Annotated in this window: 16 protein-coding genes and 1 tRNA gene; 7 read left to right on the plus strand and 10 right to left on the minus strand. The window is 63.6% G+C overall.

Going from position 1 to position 16,225, the window contains the following annotated elements; genetic code table 11:
* Nucleotides 1-159: 159 nt before the first annotated feature.
* The gene (locus EN874_RS21925; RefSeq protein ID WP_127427240.1) at nt 160-498 is read left to right on the plus strand and encodes a hypothetical protein; all 339 of its coding nucleotides are present in this window, start codon (nt 160-162) and stop codon (nt 496-498) included.
* A 215-nt stretch (nt 499-713) separates the two neighbouring features.
* On the opposite strand, the gene EN874_RS21930 is transcribed toward EN874_RS21925, so the two are convergent.
* The 4 genes from EN874_RS21930 to EN874_RS21945 form a co-directional block, all read right to left on the minus strand.
* Complete coding sequence (locus tag EN874_RS21930) at nt 714-1,130, minus strand: curlin (RefSeq protein ID WP_127427241.1); 417 nt, start codon at nt 1,128-1,130, stop codon at nt 714-716.
* 272 nt (nt 1,131-1,402) lie between these two features.
* Nucleotides 1,403-1,804, minus strand: a complete 402-nt coding sequence (gene csgH, locus EN874_RS21935; protein WP_127427242.1) for a curli-like amyloid fiber formation chaperone CsgH — start codon at nt 1,802-1,804, stop codon at nt 1,403-1,405.
* A gap of 77 nt (nt 1,805-1,881) precedes the next feature.
* Complete coding sequence (locus EN874_RS21940; RefSeq protein WP_127427243.1) at nt 1,882-2,319, minus strand: curlin; 438 nt, start codon at nt 2,317-2,319, stop codon at nt 1,882-1,884.
* Nucleotides 2,320-3,970: 1,651 nt separating this feature from the next.
* Nucleotides 3,971-4,046 (minus strand) — tRNA-Ala (locus EN874_RS21945).
* Between the two features lie 141 nt (nt 4,047-4,187).
* Here EN874_RS21945 and EN874_RS21950 point away from each other — a divergent pair.
* Both EN874_RS21950 and EN874_RS21955 read left to right on the plus strand, forming a co-directional pair.
* Entirely contained in the window at nt 4,188-4,478 is a 291-nt protein-coding gene (locus tag EN874_RS21950) for a YggT family protein (protein WP_127427244.1), read from the plus strand.
* Between the two features lie 14 nt (nt 4,479-4,492).
* Nucleotides 4,493-4,804: a DUF167 family protein gene (locus EN874_RS21955; protein WP_127427245.1), complete on the plus strand. Its 312-nt coding sequence runs from the start codon at nt 4,493-4,495 to the stop codon at nt 4,802-4,804.
* A gap of 231 nt (nt 4,805-5,035) precedes the next feature.
* Here EN874_RS21955 and EN874_RS21965 read toward each other — a convergent pair whose 3' ends face one another.
* Genes EN874_RS21965 through EN874_RS21975 form a run of 3 tightly spaced genes read right to left on the minus strand, consistent with a single transcriptional unit; the run spans nt 5,036 to nt 7,796 of the window.
* Complete coding sequence (locus EN874_RS21965) at nt 5,036-5,917, minus strand: MurR/RpiR family transcriptional regulator (protein WP_127427246.1); 882 nt, start codon at nt 5,915-5,917, stop codon at nt 5,036-5,038.
* 38 nt (nt 5,918-5,955) lie between these two features.
* Entirely contained in the window at nt 5,956-7,023 is a 1,068-nt protein-coding gene (gene ugpC, locus EN874_RS21970) for a sn-glycerol-3-phosphate ABC transporter ATP-binding protein UgpC (RefSeq protein WP_127427247.1), read from the minus strand.
* A 2-nt stretch (nt 7,024-7,025) separates the two neighbouring features.
* Nucleotides 7,026-7,796 carry an SDR family NAD(P)-dependent oxidoreductase gene (locus EN874_RS21975; RefSeq protein ID WP_127427248.1) on the minus strand — a complete coding sequence of 257 codons (771 nt, stop codon included), beginning with the start codon at nt 7,794-7,796 and terminating at the stop codon, nt 7,026-7,028.
* Nucleotides 7,797-7,970: 174 nt separating this feature from the next.
* On the opposite strand from EN874_RS21975, the gene EN874_RS21980 reads away from it, so the two are divergent.
* The 4 genes from EN874_RS21980 to EN874_RS21995 all read left to right on the plus strand — a co-directional run bounded on the left by EN874_RS21980 (nt 7,971) and on the right by EN874_RS21995 (nt 12,724).
* Nucleotides 7,971-9,200: a sugar ABC transporter substrate-binding protein gene (locus EN874_RS21980; RefSeq protein ID WP_127427249.1), complete on the plus strand. Its 1,230-nt coding sequence runs from the start codon at nt 7,971-7,973 to the stop codon at nt 9,198-9,200.
* 204 nt (nt 9,201-9,404) lie between these two features.
* A complete protein-coding gene (locus EN874_RS21985; protein WP_126089663.1) occupies nt 9,405-10,274 on the plus strand; it encodes a sugar ABC transporter permease in 870 nt (289 codons plus the stop codon).
* Nucleotides 10,271-11,098 (plus strand): carbohydrate ABC transporter permease, encoded by an 828-nt coding sequence (locus EN874_RS21990; RefSeq protein WP_127427250.1) that lies wholly within the window; start codon nt 10,271-10,273, stop codon nt 11,096-11,098. Before EN874_RS21985 ends, EN874_RS21990 begins: the two co-directional genes overlap by 4 nt.
* A gap of 81 nt (nt 11,099-11,179) precedes the next feature.
* The gene (locus EN874_RS21995; protein ID WP_127427251.1) at nt 11,180-12,724 is read left to right on the plus strand and encodes a M81 family metallopeptidase; all 1,545 of its coding nucleotides are present in this window, start codon (nt 11,180-11,182) and stop codon (nt 12,722-12,724) included.
* Between the two features lie 121 nt (nt 12,725-12,845).
* Here the strand turns inward: EN874_RS21995 and EN874_RS22000 are convergent, their stop codons facing one another.
* The 3 genes from EN874_RS22000 to EN874_RS22010 form a co-directional block, all read right to left on the minus strand.
* Nucleotides 12,846-14,900, minus strand: coding sequence for a M3 family metallopeptidase (locus EN874_RS22000; RefSeq protein WP_127427252.1), 2,055 nt, complete (start codon nt 14,898-14,900; stop codon nt 12,846-12,848).
* Between the two features lie 139 nt (nt 14,901-15,039).
* On the minus strand, nt 15,040-15,456 hold the full coding sequence (locus tag EN874_RS22005) for a nuclear transport factor 2 family protein (RefSeq protein WP_127427253.1): 417 nt from the start codon (nt 15,454-15,456) through the stop codon (nt 15,040-15,042).
* A gap of 23 nt (nt 15,457-15,479) precedes the next feature.
* Nucleotides 15,480-16,121, minus strand: a complete 642-nt coding sequence (locus EN874_RS22010; RefSeq protein ID WP_127427254.1) for a carbonic anhydrase — start codon at nt 16,119-16,121, stop codon at nt 15,480-15,482.
* Between the last annotated feature and the right edge of the window lie 104 nt (nt 16,122-16,225).

A 16,225-nucleotide genomic window follows, 5' to 3' on the forward strand; every position in this document is an offset into this window, starting at 1 on the left:
CAGGGCTTCGAGCAGCCCGGTGCCCAGGTCGCAGGGCGCCGGTGCGAACATGATCTAACGCTCATATGTGCGGCGGGAAACAAAAGTGATCGCCGGCCGCCGCAAATCGCCCCGATTCCGAAGGTCTTTCGGCCCCGACTCGAGACGACGGAGAGGTCGATGAAATTGTTTGTTCTTGCCCTTGCCGGCGCCATGCTGGCACCGATGGCTGCAGTGCGGGCTGCGCCGATAATCGCCGTGCCGGACAGGGGCAGCCTGGTTCAAGAGGCGCATGTGACATGCGCGTACCTGACCGATGACGGCTACTGCGTGCGCTCGCACAAGAAGCACCATTACTGGAAGCCCAAGCACCACTACCGGCAAATCTACCGCAGCTACGAGCCGCAGCGGCCGGAGGAGTATGACTGGCGCTATCAGCGCCCGCGGACGGTTATCCGCGTCATCCCCAGCTATCCGCGGGAGGATGAAGACAATTGGGATGATGATTGGGACGATTGAGTCCGTCTCTAATTGCCGAGTGGCGTGCCGCGGGGTCGCGGGCTGTAACGTCCATCGGCGGCTGCGTGGCCGGATAGTCGTCCACGCATCCGCAACTAAAGCGCGTCGCGCTGAAACGGATTCAGGCGACGCGCTTTAAGTCTTTGCTTTTATGCATGTCGTTTTCGCAAAACCGCTGCGCACTTTTGCGCGACATGCGTTAGGCGCGTTCTTGCCTACCAGCCGAACAGCAGAGCCGCTCCGCTCTGGCCGTCACCGGTCTGCGCGACGTTGGCGTCGGTGTTTCTGCCGAACTGGAAAATGCCGTAGGAATTGTCGTTGCCGTCCTGCCGCAAGGTAGCGGCGTGTCCGCTGCCCTCCTGTCGAATAATGCCGAGATTGCCGGCACCGTCCTGACCTATGCCGGCACGGTTGTTGCGCCCGAGCTGTCTGATACGGGCGCCGCTGCGCAGCCCGTTGTAGACCGAATAGGCGCGCAGGCCGAGATCCAGCGCCCGCGCATCGCGGGCCGTCCGGGGCGAGTAGTAAAACCCGATCGAACCGCCCGCCTCTGCCGGAGCGGCAACCAGGGGCAGGCCGATGGCCGCGGCGAGCGCGGTGGCGTGGACGAGCTTTGCGATCCGGCGGTTCATTTGACGTCTCCTTGCGGGTTCGACCGTTGATGGGGAACAGTCGCACGGCAAAGCTGAACCCTGGCGGAAGGGTGCGTTCAGGAGCCGTTCAAGAGCCGGAGCGGTCCGGTCTTCGACAAAATCGCCGACGCTCCAAGTCTCCGTTCTCACGCAAATCCGGATGAAGAACCGCCGCTCAGTTTCCAGGACCTGCTCATGCCCTTGTGGAAACGGCGAAGAGCTCCGGTTGCCCGGAGCCCTCCTTTCGATCGGCGGACCGAGAGAGCCGGCGCTCAGGTCGCGCCGGGCACCTGCTTGACGCAACTGACGCTCGTGCCGCCCGCGGTCAGTTTCAGCTTGACGTCGTAGGCAGCGCCACTCGCCCCGACACTCATCCGGCCGAGTGACGAGGGATTGCCCGGATGAGCTTCGAAGGCGCCGGCCTGCCGAATGTTGGCGGAACCGGACGCGCTGCCTCCGGAGACGCTGACCGTGTAGGTGCCGCTGATGCTCTTGTCGGCATAAACCATAGGCTCCAGCAGGATGGCGTCTCCTTCAATCGTATCTCGAATCTCGCATCGCAGCGGCCCGGAGATCGAGCCATCCTTGCCGGCCGTCGCGCCGGCTGCGCCGCCGGCGATCGCAGCCAGCAGCGCGGCCGATAGCACTGCTGTTTGCTTGTCTCGTCTGGTCATGGGTCATCTCCTCACAATTTGAGAGTGGTGGCCGGCAACACCGTTGCCGGCCGCTTCATCTTCGTGCTTGCTCCGGTTCAGGGGCAGTCCTGGACGAAGGCGGCGACGTTGCCGCTGCCGCCCTGGCTGACGTCGGCATTGCATCCGTGTCCGACCTGGACGCCGGCGGCGATGTTGCCGTTGCCGTCCTGCGTCAGGATCGCTGTGTGGTTCGAGCCGAACTGGGCAATGCCCGCGGCGTTCCGGCTGCCGTACTGATAGGCTGCGCCGTGGTTGTCGACGCCCTGCTGCCCGATCACCGACCGGTTGCGATGACCATATTGCTGGCCGATCGCGGTGTTGAAGCGGCCATCCTGGTAGACGTGTATGCGGTTACGGTAGCCGTGCTGGGCGCCGCCGGCGGAATTGCGCCAGCCATATTGTTCGATGTTGACGTCGTTGGCCATGGCGGGCGCGATGGCGGTGAAGCCGACGGCGGCGGCAAGGGCTGCGGCGATGAATGACGTGCGGGTCATGGGACTTCTCCTTCGATGCGGGCGGGACCGCGGGTTGAACGACCCTTTCTATGAGGGGGGCCCGGAACGGAGGCTGAAGGCTCCATTCAGCGAAAATTCATGACTGTTCCGTTCGGATGTTTCAGAGCTGCAGCACCCCGCGATGCGCTCTGCGTCAGCACGGTGGACGCCTGCGTGGCCTATGCGCGCCAACGCAGGCACACTACGGCGGTGTCCAGGTGAACGGCCATGGCTCTGCGCCGTGGCTGGAGCTGCTATTCAACGGGTAACGCAGAACGAACGGCAGCGGCCCCATGATGCTCTGGGTCGGCGTTCTCGAAGCGACTGCCTCGATGGTGGGACAATGAACAGGGGGCATTTCCGCCCCCCTGAGGCACTTACCTGTTCTTGCACGTTCGTCGGTCGTGGTTGTCGTCTGGCCATTGTTGTCAGGGTTGGCGCTGTCGTTTGTCTTTCCGCCATTCCCTGCCCGGAGGTGGTTGTCGTGTCGCTGTCGAAGCCATTCTTTCCGGCAAATGCCGGCAGCGACGCTGCAACGGCTAGAGATAAAAGGAGGCGGATTCCCCAACAATCATCCGCGCCCCTCTCCTTTCGCCAGACGGTCTTCACGGCATGCCCGCAGTTTTCCCGCACAACATGGTCGTAATCAGTTGCTATTCCCCGGTCCGGTCGTCGTGGTCGACGTTGAGCAATTATTGCAGTCGGTCTTGCCGTTATTGATCTGCCCGCTCGGTCCGGTCGATGTCGTAGTCGTTGTCGTACCATTATCGTTGTTGGGTGGGTTTCCGCTATGTCCCTGCTCACTGGTGGTTGTCGTCGTACTGCCCTTAGGGTCCGCAAACGCGGGAGCGGAGACTGCGAATGCAAGCGCTGTCGTGACGATAAGGATCGTTTTCATTTCGTTCCTCCTGACACTGCTACGGACGCCGCATCTTTGGAGCGTGGCACGGCCTTTCAGCACCGCGCCAAACGATAAAATTAGACATAACTAATATTCAAATGCAATGCATCCTAAAGGACTACCACCGTCTCCCAGCGATACTGCAGATTTCAAACTGACCCACTCCCCGGATGTGCGATCAGGCCGTCTAGGAAGGGCAGGGCTGTCACCTCTTGGCGGGCCTAGAAAACGGAAATGGCCGCTAGGATGGGTCTGGATCGGAACATCGCCAGCAATGCGCCCGGAGCTATCACTATCACCGGTCCGGCTAGGCACATGCAGCCAATTGCAATGCTTCTCTTCGGTTCAGTGGTCGGCAGCCATTCCATTCTGATGAAACCGTACAGCAGGTAGGCTCGTAGGAATGCGCAGTACCGGCAATGCCGGCCGGGACAATGGTCAGCCACGGGCTATCTGACAACGGGACAATAGCGACGAGCCGGTTGAGCGCTTCGTACATAAGACCAAGAACGACGCCCAGTAGCATGACGGACCACCATCGGCGAATGAGGTAGGCTCCCAACAGTGCTCGCTTGATCACTCAGTCAAGCGGTAAATGCCCAAGTCCGTACGTTCGCAACGCCATATGATGATAGCAGCGAAAAGACGGTGACGGGAGACGGACAAATAGGCCGGAATGCGCATCGCAATGTCTCACGTCGTTGTCCCACCAACGAGAACCCATTGCCAAAGCCTTGATTTTAAATCGGCTGGTGGAGCTGAGGGGGATCGAACCCCTGACCTCATCATTGCGAACGATGCGCTCTCCCAGCTGAGCTACAGCCCCGTTCCAGCGGATGGGCTTGTATCGGTCGCGGCGGTTTGATGTCAAGGCGAAACGGCTGCCTGGCGTCGATGCGCTGTGGCCGGCGGGCCTTGCCGGTTCGCCAAGCAATGGCTACATGTCGGCGACAATTTGGAGACCGGCATGATCGCCCTCATTCAAACCATCGTCATGGCGCTCGACCTCTATTGGTGGGTCATCATCGCCTCGGCGATCTTTTCCTGGCTTTATGCCTTCAATGTCGTCAACTCGCGCAATCAGTTCGTCGACACCATCGCCAACATGCTCTACCGGCTGACCGAGCCGGCGCTCAGGCCGATCCGCCGTTTCATGCCCGACCTCGGCGGCATCGACATCTCGCCGATCATTCTTCTCCTGATTATTTTCTTCATCCGGCAGTTTTTGCTCACGACCGTCCTGTCATTGGTCGCCTGAGACCGGTCCGGTCGATGAGCGCGCCGTTTCGCCCGCGCGACGACGGCATCGACCTTTACGTGCGGCTGACGCCGAAGGCGGCGCTGGACCGGATCGACGGCGTCGAAACGACCGCCGACGGGCGCAGCCACCTCAAGGCCCGCGTGCGCGCCGTGCCGGAGAAGGGCGCCGCCAACGCGGCGCTGGAGCGGCTGGTGGCCAAGGCGCTGGGTGTGCCGGGGTCGGCCGTTTCGGTGGTTGGGGGCGGCACATCGCGGCTGAAGACGGTGCGGGTGCTGGGCGATGCGGGCGCGCTGGTGAAGCGTGTTGAGGCGCTTTCCGGGTAATCCCAAATTCGAAATGTCGGCGGGACAGCGCCCCCCTCTGGCCTGCCGGCCATCTCCCCCACAAGGGGGGAGATCAGCCTTTACGCCGGTTTCGCCAATATCCGGCGTTGCGGAAAGAGCGGGGCGCTGAAGCTGCCATCTCCCCCAATTGGGGAGATGGCCGGCAGGCCAGAGGGGGGCGCGAAGGAACGCCAGCCGGGCTAAAGGATCCATCATGGCGCCGATTAGCGCTCAATCGCCCAGCGGCAGCCTTGGATCGTCCACCTTCAGCGTGTTCACGCTCTGCTTGATGCGGCGCAGGTTCTCCAGCACTTTGGGGCCGCGCGATTCCGCCACCGTGGTGGCGATCATGTCGAGGATGGCGAGCAGCGCGTAGCGCGAAGAGGTCGGCTTGTAGATGTTGCCGTCCTCGAAAGACTGCAGCAGGATGACCGTGTCGGCGGCCTTGGCGAGAGCGGAGTCCGGGGCGGTGATGGCGACGGTTGCCGCGCCATATTGCTGGGCGACCTCGACGGCCTCGATAACCGAGCGCGCATAGCCCGACACCGAGAAGGCGACCACCGTCGTCTCCGGCGTTGCGACCGCGGCATACATGCGCTGCAGCTGGCCGTCGACCTGGGCGAGCGCCGAGAGGCCCAGCCGGAACAGCCGGTTCTGCATCTCGGTCGCCATCATCGAGGAAATGCCGCCGGAGCCGATGCACAGCACATTGCCGGAACTGGCGATGCGGGCGGCCACGGCCATCAGCGTCGTCATGTCGAGGTTCTCGCTGGCGCGCTGGATGGCGGTGATCGCTGCTTCGGTGATGGCCGAAGCGATGCGCTGCTCGCGCGCGTCGCGGCTCAGCGGCTCCGGCGACAGATACTGGCCGCCGATGGCGATCGCCTGCGCCAGATAGAATTTGAAATCGCGCAGGCCCTCGCAGCCGAGATTGCGGCAGAAGCGGGTGACCGTCGGCTCGCTGACGCCGACGCGCGCGGCGATCTCCGAGATCGCGGCCTTGGAGGCGAAGTCGAGGTCGGAAAGCACCAAGCCCGCCAGCCGGCGGTCCGACTTGGTGCCGTCCTGCGACATCAGCTGAAGACGCGTGATGATATCGGCCGGTGTCTTCATGTCGTCATCGTCATGTCTTGATCATCATGTCTTCATCATCACACGGGCAGGCCCGTCGCCTTGTCGAAGAGGTGGATGTTGCGCGGGTCGACGCTCACCGGCAGCCGGTCACCCGGTTTGACCTGCAGCCGGTCGCGGAACACGGCGCGCACCGTGTCGTCGCCGACCGAGCCATAGACATGCGTTTCCGAGCCGGTCGGCTCGACGACATCGACATCGATGGCGATCGCGTCCTCGGCGGCGCCGATGACGAAATGCTCGGGGCGGATGCCGGCCTCCACGGTGTCGCTGCCGGCCGCCGTCTTGCCGGCAAGCGCCAGCCGGCCGCCGCCTCTGGTCTCGAACCAGGATTTGCTGTCGGCGGTCTTCAGCGCGCCGGAGACAAAACTCATCGAAGGCGAGCCGATGAAGCCGGCGACGAATTTGTTAGCCGGCTTATCGTAGAGCTCGAGCGGCTGGCCGACCTGCTGGATGCGGCCGCGGTCCATCACCACGATGCGGTCGGCCATGGTCATCGCCTCGATCTGGTCGTGGGTGACGTAGACGATGGTCGATCTCAGCCGCTGGTGCAGCGCCTTGATCTCGGTGCGCATCTGAACACGCAGTTGCGCGTCGAGGTTGGAGAGCGGTTCGTCGAAGAGAAACACCGAAGGCTCGCGCACGATGGCGCGGCCCATGGCGACGCGCTGGCGCTGGCCGCCGGACAATTGCCTGGGGTAGCGGTCGAGATAGGAGAAGAGGTTGAGCACGCCGGACGCCTTCTTCACCTTGTCGTCGATCGCCGCGCGGGTCTCGCCCCGGATCTTCGGACCGAAGCCGATATTGTCGGCGGCCTTCAGGTGCGGGAACAGCGCATAGGACTGGAAGACCATGGCGATGTTGCGCTTCTGCGGCGGCAGGTCGTTGGCGCGCGTGCCGCCGATGATGAGGTCGCCCGAGGTGATCGTCTCCAGCCCGGCCAGCATGCGCAGCAGGGTCGACTTGCCGCAACCGGACGGGCCGACCAGCACGACGAACTCGCCGCTCTTGATCTCGAGGTTGATGTCCTCGAGGATTTTGTGCTGGCCGAAGGATTTCGACAGGTTGCGAAACAGGACATCGGTCATGGTCACGCTCCCAATATGTCGTCGATGAAAGGCAGGTAGCCGGCTGTCAGCCCGGCGTCCACCGGCACCACCGCGCCAGTTATGCCGGAAGCCCGGTCGGAGGCAAGGAAAGCCACGGCCTCGGCCACCTCGGACGCGTTGACGATGCGGCCGAGCGGGTAGAGCCGCTTCAGCCGGCCGAGGATCTCGGGGTCCCTGGCGAGCCGATGGTCCCAGGCGGCGGTGCGGATCGAGCCCGGACAGACGACATTGGCGCGCAGCCCGCTGCGGCCGAGCTCGACTGCAATCGATTTGGCGTAGGCGTTGATGCCGCCCTTGGCGGCGGCATAGGCCGGATTGCCGAAATGCGAAATAGCGTTGACCGAGGAGATGAAGACGACATTGCCGGAACCGCGCCCGGCCATCGCCTTGATCAGCGGGTCGGCAAATGTCATCACGCCGGTCAGGTTAAGGTCGAGCTCCTGCTCTATTCTGTCGGCCGTCAGCGCATCGATCTTCTCGGCGCGCGTCCAGCCGGCATTGTTGATCAGGATGTCGGGGACGCCGTCCTTGTCGAGCAAGGCAGGGATCGCAGCCTCGATCGAGGCGCGGTCGAGCAGGTCGAAGACATGGCGCGAGGCGATATGCGGGCTGGCCAACGCCTCGGCCGACTGGTCGCAGCCGACGATGCGGGCGCCGCGCTCGGCCATGAGCGCCACGATCGCCGAGCCGAGGCCGCCGCCGGCGCCGGTGACGACAATTGTCTTGCCCTCGAAATCGGCCTTCGAGACCACGATAGGCGCTCCTCCACCACGTCAGACAGCGACAGAACGCTACTCAATGAAATGTAATTTAGCAACATGATAAACTGCTTGCATAGCGAGAAACCATCGATAATGTAGGAAAGTCACATAAATCCTGTGCCCAAAAAGGGCCAGGCGCCAATGGGCATCAATGGGAGAGATCAGATGAGCCTTGCGAAATGGACCGTCGGCCTGTTGGCCGGAATGAGCATGCTGGCGCTCGCCGCGCCGGCCGATGCCGGCGAGGTGCGCGTCACCGTCGCCGAATACAGCGCCAAGACCGGCCCCTATTTCGAAGCGGTGAAGAAGGAGTTCGAGGCGGCCAACCCCGGCATCACGATCAAATACGAGGTCGTGCCGTGGGACGTGCTGCTGCAAAAACTCACCACCGACATCACCGCAGGCACCAATGCGGACCTTTCGATCATCGGCACGCGCTGGCTGATCGACTTCGTGCAGCAGGACGTCGCCGAGCCGCTCGACAGCTACATCACGCCCGAGTTCAAGGACCGCTTCATAGACACCTTCCTGCAGCCCTCGATCATGGGCGGCCACACCTACGGCCTGCCGATCGCGGCTTCGGCGCGCGCCATGTATTACAACAAGGAGCTGTTCGAGAAGGCCGGCATCGCCAAGCCGCCGGCAACCTGGACTGAGCTGCAGGAAGATGCGCGCAAGATCAAGGCGGCCGGCGCCTTCGGTTTCGGCCTGCAGGGCAAGGAGATCGAGACCGACGTCTACTATTATTACGCGATGTGGTCGCAGGGCACCGAGATCCTCAACAAGGACGGCACGTCCGGCTTGAGCACGCCGGGCGCGCTCGAGGCCGCCAAGCTCTACAAGTCGATGATCGACGAAGGCCTGACGGAGCCAGGCGTCACCTCCAACAACCGTGAGGACGTGCAGAACCTGTTCAAGCAGGGCAAGGTCGGCATGATGATCACCGCGCCGTTCCTGTCCAATCAGATCAAGGAAGAGGCGCCGAACCTGAAATATGGTGTCGCCGCCATTCCGGCCGGCCCGACCGGCGCTCGCGGCACTTATGGCGTCACCGATTCCATCATCATGTTCAAGAACTCCAAGAACAAGGACGAGGCCTGGAAGCTGCTCGACTTCCTGTTCACCAAGGAGCAGCGCGCCAAGTTCACGCAAGGCGAGGGCTTCCTGCCGGTGAACAAGGAAGAGGCGAAGATGGAATACTACGTCAACAACGCCGACCTCGCCGCCTTCACCGCGCTGTTGCCCGACGCCCGCTTCGCGCCAGTCATCCCGGGCTGGGAAGAGATCGCCCAGATCACTTCGGACGCCATGCAGAAGATCTATCTCGGCAGCGCCGAGCCGGAAGCCGCCCTGAAGGAGGCGGCGGACAAGGCCAATGGCGTGCTGAAGAAATAGGGCGTACCTCCCTGCGCCCGTGGCGCGCCCTACCCCCGCGGGGCGCGCCACATCTTTTCGTTCACGACTGCATAGCGGTTTTCGAATTCCGGATGCTTCGGACAAGGCCAGATCGCCAACGTCGGCGAGGAATTCAAAGGACGTGTCTTGAGCACCAATGCCACTGCCACTGATGCCTACCCGCAGCGCGGTGCAAGTCAGCCGATGCAAAGCCGTATCCTGCCTTACCTGCTGACGTTGCCCAGCCTGTTGCTGGCGGCGGTGGTGATCTTCTGGCCGGTCTGGGATCTGGTGCAGATCTCGACGCATGACGTGAACCGCTTCGGCCAGCTGCGCGACTTCAGCGGCCTCGCCAATTTTTCGGCGCTCGCCGCCGATCCCGATTTTGTCGCCGCCCTGTGGCGCACCGGCCTGTGGACCGTGCTGGTGGTCGGCGGCGCTCTGCTGCTGTCGATCCCGGTGGCGATGATCCTCAACAGCGATTTCTACGGCCGCGGCCTCGCCCGCGTCATCATCATGCTGCCCTGGGCGGTGTCGCTCACCATGACGGCGGTGGTCTGGCGCTGGGCGCTCAACGGCGAGAGCGGCATGCTGAATTCGGCGCTGATGAAGCTCGGCCTGATCAGCCAGAACATCCAGTGGCTGGCGAGCGCCGAGACCGCATTTCCGATGCAGGTGCTGATCGGCATACTGGTGACGGTGCCGTTCACCACCACGATCTTCCTCGGCGGTCTGTCCTCGATCCCCGACGATCTCTACGAAGCGGCCGCGCTCGAGGGCGCAACGCTCTTCCAGCAGTTCCGCGAGATCACCTTTCCGTTGCTGAAACCCTTCATCAACATCGCGATCGTGCTGAACACGATCTACGTCTTCAACTCCTTCCCGATCATCTGGGTGATGACGCAGGGCGGGCCGGCGAACTCCACCGACATCCTGGTTACGCATCTCTACAAGCTCGCCTTCCGCATCGGCAAATTGGGCGAGGCGTCGGCAGTGTCGTTGGTGATGTTCGTCATCCTGCTCATCTTCACCATGATCTATGTGCGGCTGGCCATGCGGGAGCAGCGCGCATGAGGAACGGCAAGCTGAAACGCACCATCATCGCCTGGCTGCTGCTTTTGCCGCTGATCGTGGTGACGATCTTCCCGTTCGCGGTGATGTTCCTCACCGCGGTCAAGCCGCGGACCGAGGTGCTCACGCCAAGCTGGTGGCCGAGCGAGTTCCGCTGGTCGAATTTTGCCGACATGTGGGTGGCGACCGGCTTCGGCCAGGCGCTTCTGAACTCGCTTTATGTCTCGGCGCTGGCGACAATCGGCGCCATCCTGATCTCGGTGCCGGCGGCCTATGCCATGTCGCGCTTCCGCTTCAGCGGCTATGGCGCGTTCCGCCAGTTCCTGCTGATATCGCAGATGATCTCGCCGATCGTGCTGGTGCTCGGCCTGTTCCGGCTGATGGCCGCCTGGGGGCTGGTCGAATCAACCACGGCGCTCGGCTTCATCTACATGGCCTTCAACGTCGCTTTCACGGTTTGGATGCTGCAGAGCTATTTCGACACCATCCCGCGCGATCTCGAGGAGGCGGCCTGGATGGAAGGCGCCGGCCGCTGGCTGACCTTGCGAAAAGTGTTCCTGCCGCTCTGCCTGCCGGCGATCGCGGTGACGGCGATCTTCACTTTCATCAATGCCTGGAACGAGTTTGTGGTGGCGCTCACGATGCTGCGCAGCCAGGAGAGCTACACGCTGCCGATCCAGGTTTTCTCGCTGGTCGCCGGCCGCTACACGATCGAGTGGCACCATGTCATGGCGGCCACGGTGCTGGCGACGCTGCCGGTGGCGATCCTGTTCGTCTGGCTGCAGCGCTACCTCGTCCGGGGCCTCGCGCTCGGGGCTGTCAAATAGCAATCCCAGCAATTCCGGGAAAAGTGTGCAGCGGTTTTCCGTTCGGAATTGCGAAAAACGAAGAGTCCTTACGGAGTTTTGATGCGCGTCTTCACCGCCTCGCTGGCGACGGAAACCAACACCTTCTCGCCGGTGCCGACCGACCGGGCCTCGTTCGAGATGGCCTTCTATGCCGGGCCGGGCAAGCATCCGGAGACGCCGACGCTGTGCTCCTCGCCGATCGTGGCGCTGCGGCGCCGCGCTGCGAAGGAAGGTCTGACCGTCATAGAAGGCACCGCCACCTGGGCGGAGCCCGGCGGGATCGTGCAGCGGCAGACTTATGAGGCGCTGCGCGACGAGATCCTCGGCCAGCTCAAGGCCGCGCTGCCGGTCGATGCGGTGATCCTCGGCCTGCACGGCGCCATGGTGGCGCAAGGCTATGACGATTGCGAAGGCGATCTTCTGGAGCGCGTGCGCGGCATCGTCGGGCCGAAGGTGGTGATCGCCTCGGAATTCGATCCGCACAGCCATCTGACGCCGAAGCGCGTCGCGGCCTCCGACATCATGGCCTATTTCCTCGAATTCCCGCACACCGACTTCTACGAGCGCGGCGAGCATGTGGTCGAGCTTGGCCTGGCGGCGGCGCGCGGCGAGATCAAGCCTATCATCTCGACCTTCGACTGCCACATGATCCAGGTGCTGCCGACCAGCCGCGAGCCGATGCGCTCCTTCGTCGACAAGATCAGGGCGCTGCACGGCAAGGACGGCGTGCTGTCGGTCTCGGTCATCCACGGCTTCATGGCCGCCGACGTGCCGGAAATGGGCACGCGCATCCTGGTCGTCACCGACGACGACAAGGCAAAGGGCGACGCATTGGCGGAAAAGCTTGGACGCGAGCTCTACGCCTTGCGCGAAAAGACGGCGATGACGATGCTGAACACGGCCGCCGGCATCGCACGCGCGCTCGCCGTGCGGGCCGAGCGTCAGGACAAGCCGGTGGTGATCGCCGACATCTGGGACAATCCTGGCGGCGGCGTTCCGGGCGACGGCACCATCGTGCTGCGCGAGCTGCTTAAGCGCGGTGTCGACAAGGTCGGCGTGGCGACGATCTGGGACCCGATCGCGGTGACCTTCTGCCATGCGGCAGGCGAGGGCGCCGTCATCGACCTGCGTTTCGGCGGCAAGGCGGGGCCGCAGGCCGGCGAGCCGATCGATGCGCGCGTCACGGTGCTGAGGGCGGTGAACGAGGGCTGGCAAAGTTTCGGGCCGAGCCGGGTGACGCTGGGACCGGCCGCGGTGGTGCGCCTCGAGGGCACCGAAGTCGACGTCATCCTCAACACCAACCGCACGCAGACCTTCGAGCCGGACATCTTTTCCAACATCGGCGTCGATCCGCTGTCGAAGAGCATTTTGCTGATCAAGTCGACCAACCATTTCTACGCCGGCTTCGCGCCGATCGCCGCCGAGATCATCTATGTGGCGGCGCCGAGCTCTTATCCGAGCAACCCGGCGGTGACGAATTACAGGAAGCTGAAGCGGCCGGTGTGGCCACGGGTGAAGGATCCGTGGAAGCTGCCAATCTCCCCCCTTGTGGGGGAGATGCCCGGTAGGGCAGAGGGGGGCGCGAAGGATCGCGATCTTACTTAATTTCCGGAGGCCAGGAATCAAACGAACGATCGGCGGATTTGCGTTTCACTGAGACGTCGGCGGGACAGCGCCCCCCTCTGGCCTGCCGGCCATCTCCCCCACAAGGGGGGAGATCAGCCAATCACACCAACCCCCGCTTCACCATCATCGCTTCCGGCGACGGCATCTTGCCGCGAAACGCGGTGTAAAGCTCCTCGGGATCCTTGGATCCGCCGGCGGCGTAGATGTTCTTCCTCAGCCGCTCGGCCAATTCCGGATTGAAGGCGTCGCCGGTTTCCTCGAAGGCCGAGAAGGCATCGGCGTCGAGCACCTCGGACCACATGTAGGAATAGTAGCCGGCCGAATAGCCGTCGCCGGCAAAGACATGGCCGAAATGCGGGGTGCGGTGGCGCATGGCGATGGTGTCGGGCATGCGCAGCCTTTCGAGCGTTTCGGCCTCGAAACGAAGCGGCTCGGCCGGCGCGTCCGGCCGAGCATGATAGGCCATGTCGATCAGCGCCGATGCGGTGAACTCGACCGTGGCGAAGCCGGCGCCGAAGGTGCGGGCGGCGAGCATCTTATCGAGCAGGTCCTTCGGCATCGGCTTGCCGGTCTTGACGTGCAGCGCATGCTTTTCCAGCACCGCCGGCACCGTCAGCCAGTGCTCGTAGAGCTGCGAGGGCAGCTCGACGAAGTCACGGCTCACCGAGGTGCCGGCGACCGAAGGCCAGGTGACGTCGGTCAGCATGCCGTGCAGCGCATGGCCGAACTCGTGGAACAGGGTCTTGGCCTCATCGACCGACAGCAGTGCTGCCTCGCCGGCCGGCGGCTTGGCGAAGTTCATGATGTTGTAGATGACGGGCCTGGCGCCAGGCCCAAGCTTGTAGCCGGACTTCAGCGCGCTCATCCAGGCGCCCGAGCGTTTTGACGGCCGCGCGAAATAGTCGGCCAAGAACAGGCCGCGCTCGCTGCCGTCGGCATTCCTGACCACGAACGCGCGGGCATCGGGATGCCATGCCGCAATGCCCTTCTTCTCCTCGAAGGTGATGCCGAAGAGCCGCGTCGCGACGTCGAAGCAGGCTTCGATGACCCGCTCGAGCTGCAGGTAGGGCTTCAGCTCGGCCTCGTCGAAGGCGAATTTCTCGGCGCGCAGCTTCTCCTGGTAGAAGCGCCAGTCCCAGGCGGCGAATTTCTCGTTGCTGCCGGCTTCGGCCGCCAGCCGCTCCAGTTCCTTCTGGTCGCTCGCCGCCTTCTCCAGCGCCTTTTCCCAGACCGGATCGAGCAGGTCGTGCACGGCCTTCGGCGTCTTGGCCATGGTGTCGTCGAGCTTGAGCGCCGCGAAGGATTCATAGCCAAGCAGCTTCGCCTTCTCGGCGCGCAGCTTCAGCATGCCCCGCACCACTTCGGTATTGTCGCTGGCGCTGCCATTCTGGCCGCGCGTGATGAAGGCGCTGAAGGCGATCTCGCGCAGGTCCCGGCGCTCGGAAAACGTCGAGAACGGCTCGTAGATCGAGCGCGACAGCGTGACCGCATAGCGGCCTTTCTGGCCGCGCATCTCGGCGGCCTCGGCCATCGCGCTCTTCAGGAAGTCCGGCAGGCCGGCAAGGTCGGCCTCGTCGAGGAACAGCGCCCAGTCGCGCTCGTCGGCCAAAACGTTCTGGCCGAATTTGGTGCCGAGCGAGGAAAGCTCCTCGTTGATTGCCGCCAGCCGCTTCTTGCCATCCGCATCCAGTTTTGCGCCCGACCGGACAAAGCCTTTCCAGGTCTTTTCGAGGACGCGCAGCGTTTCGGGATCGAGGCCCAGGCTGTCACGACGCTGATAGAGATCGTCGATGCGGGCAAACAGCTTCTCGTTCATCGAGATCGCCGAGAAATGCCGCGACATTTTTGGCGAGATATCGCGCTCCATCGCCTGGATGGTGTCGTTGGTGTGGGCGCCGGCGCGGCACCAGAAGATCGACGAGACGTGGTCGAGCGGCTCGCCGGCGAGTTCCAGCGCGGCAAGCGTGTTTCCAATGCTCGGCGCCTCGCTGTTGCCGGCGATGGCATCGATCTCGGCCCGATGCGCCTCAAGCGCCGCGTCGAAGACGGGGCCGAAATCATTGTCGCCGATGCGGGAGAAGTCCGGCAGGCCAAGCGGGCCTTGCCAAAGGGTCAACGGATGGGCGGCGAGGTCGACGGGTTTTGACGATGACATGAGCAATTCCGGTGGGCTGGATGGAGGCGGGTTGCCTCGGATGTAGGGCGGTGTCCGGCATCGCGCAACAGCGGGGGTTTATCTCTTGTTTGAGCATGATCTTTTCCGAAAACCGCTACACACTTTTCGGGATCATGCTCTAGTAGGCGCTGCAGTCCTGCGCGACCGCCGTCTGGGTGCTGGCGGTGATGCGGCCGGCGACGACGGTGAAGGTCTCGCGCATCAGCGTGTCGTTTTCGGGGAAGTCGTAGCAGGCGAGCACCGTGGTCTGGCCGTTCTCGCTCTTCTCGATTCGGTGGCGGATTGTGGCGCCGGCGACGGCGCCCTGCCATTCGTCGATCGAGGCGATGAATTCCTGCTTGTCCTGGACGACGCCGATATCGTCGAGCTTCATGCGCACGTCATCGGCGAGCAGTTCCGACAGTTCGGTGCGGTCGGCGACGAGGAGCGCGGAATACCAGCGATCGATGACGGCGCCGTCATCGGCATTGGCGCGGACGATCGCGGACAGCAGCAGCACCGCCGCAAGGAAGAACGTCCGCCAGATCCGGTCCATCAGCCTCTCCCCGGGCTCCGGCGTTACAGCTCCGGCCGCTCGAAATCGCCGGTTTCCTTGTTCATCAGCCAGAGCTCACCGGTCGAGATGTCGAACCAGGCGCCGTGCAGCGTGAGCTTGCCCTTGCCCTCGAGGATCGAGACGCAGGGGAAGGTCCTGAGATTGGTGATCGAGTAGCGGATCGAGATGCGCTCCAGCGCCGTCTGGCGCTCCGTCGCGGTCATCAAGGTGCTGGCCGTCACCGTCTCCGCCGCCGGCGCGATCAGGCTCATCCATTTGCCGATGAAGTCGCCGGGCGAGAGCGGCGCCGAATTGGTGTCGAGCGCGGCGCGGATGCCGCCGCAGCGGCCGTGGCCCATCACCACGATGTTCTTGACCTTCAGGCTCTGCACGGCGAATTCGAGCGCGGCCGAGGTCGAGTGGAACTCGCCGTCCGGCTCATAGGGCGGCACCAGATTGCCGACGTTGCGCAGCACGAAGAGCTCGCCCGGCCCGGCATCGAAGATCGCTTCCGGCGCCGAGCGCGAATCGCAGCAGGCGACGATCATCGTCTCGGGCGCCTGGCCCTCGCGCGCCAGCGAGCGATAGCGTCCGCTTTCGGCGGGGTAGCGGCCGTTCATGAAGTTGCGATAACCGGTCAGCAGATGCTCGGGGAGATGGGGCATGGGCGGCGTCTTGACCCTTTCCGGGTTGGAAGCGGCTGTGCAATTCAATCTGGAAAGCCCTGTAACGGCAAAAGCCGGTCGCGGGCAATGCCGAATTGCGGATG

This window comes from Mesorhizobium sp. M1D.F.Ca.ET.231.01.1.1, from assembly GCF_003999155.2.
Taxonomy (GTDB): domain Bacteria; phylum Pseudomonadota; class Alphaproteobacteria; order Rhizobiales; family Rhizobiaceae; genus Mesorhizobium.

Coding starts and splice junctions, on each gene's coding strand:
- ugpC (WP_127427247.1), bottom strand. CDS start 7,023: ATGACCGATGTCCTGTTTCGCAACCTGTCGAAATCCTTCGGCCAGCAC.
- EN874_RS21955 (WP_127427245.1), top strand. CDS start 4,493: ATGAGCGCGCCGTTTCGCCCGCGCGACGACGGCATCGACCTTTACGTG.
- EN874_RS21940 (WP_127427243.1), bottom strand. CDS start 2,319: ATGACCCGCACGTCATTCATCGCCGCAGCCCTTGCCGCCGCCGTCGGC.
- EN874_RS21990 (WP_127427250.1), top strand. CDS start 10,271: ATGAGGAACGGCAAGCTGAAACGCACCATCATCGCCTGGCTGCTGCTT.
- EN874_RS21995 (WP_127427251.1), top strand. CDS start 11,180: ATGCGCGTCTTCACCGCCTCGCTGGCGACGGAAACCAACACCTTCTCG.
- EN874_RS21925 (WP_127427240.1), top strand. CDS start 160: ATGAAATTGTTTGTTCTTGCCCTTGCCGGCGCCATGCTGGCACCGATG.
- EN874_RS21965 (WP_127427246.1), bottom strand. CDS start 5,917: ATGAAGACACCGGCCGATATCATCACGCGTCTTCAGCTGATGTCGCAG.
- EN874_RS22010 (WP_127427254.1), bottom strand. CDS start 16,121: ATGCCCCATCTCCCCGAGCATCTGCTGACCGGTTATCGCAACTTCATG.
- EN874_RS21980 (WP_127427249.1), top strand. CDS start 7,971: ATGAGCCTTGCGAAATGGACCGTCGGCCTGTTGGCCGGAATGAGCATG.
- EN874_RS21950 (WP_127427244.1), top strand. CDS start 4,188: ATGATCGCCCTCATTCAAACCATCGTCATGGCGCTCGACCTCTATTGG.
- EN874_RS22000 (WP_127427252.1), bottom strand. CDS start 14,900: ATGTCATCGTCAAAACCCGTCGACCTCGCCGCCCATCCGTTGACCCTT.
- csgH (WP_127427242.1), bottom strand. CDS start 1,804: ATGACCAGACGAGACAAGCAAACAGCAGTGCTATCGGCCGCGCTGCTG.
- EN874_RS21930 (WP_127427241.1), bottom strand. CDS start 1,130: ATGAACCGCCGGATCGCAAAGCTCGTCCACGCCACCGCGCTCGCCGCG.
- EN874_RS22005 (WP_127427253.1), bottom strand. CDS start 15,456: ATGGACCGGATCTGGCGGACGTTCTTCCTTGCGGCGGTGCTGCTGCTG.
- EN874_RS21985 (WP_126089663.1), top strand. CDS start 9,405: ATGCAAAGCCGTATCCTGCCTTACCTGCTGACGTTGCCCAGCCTGTTG.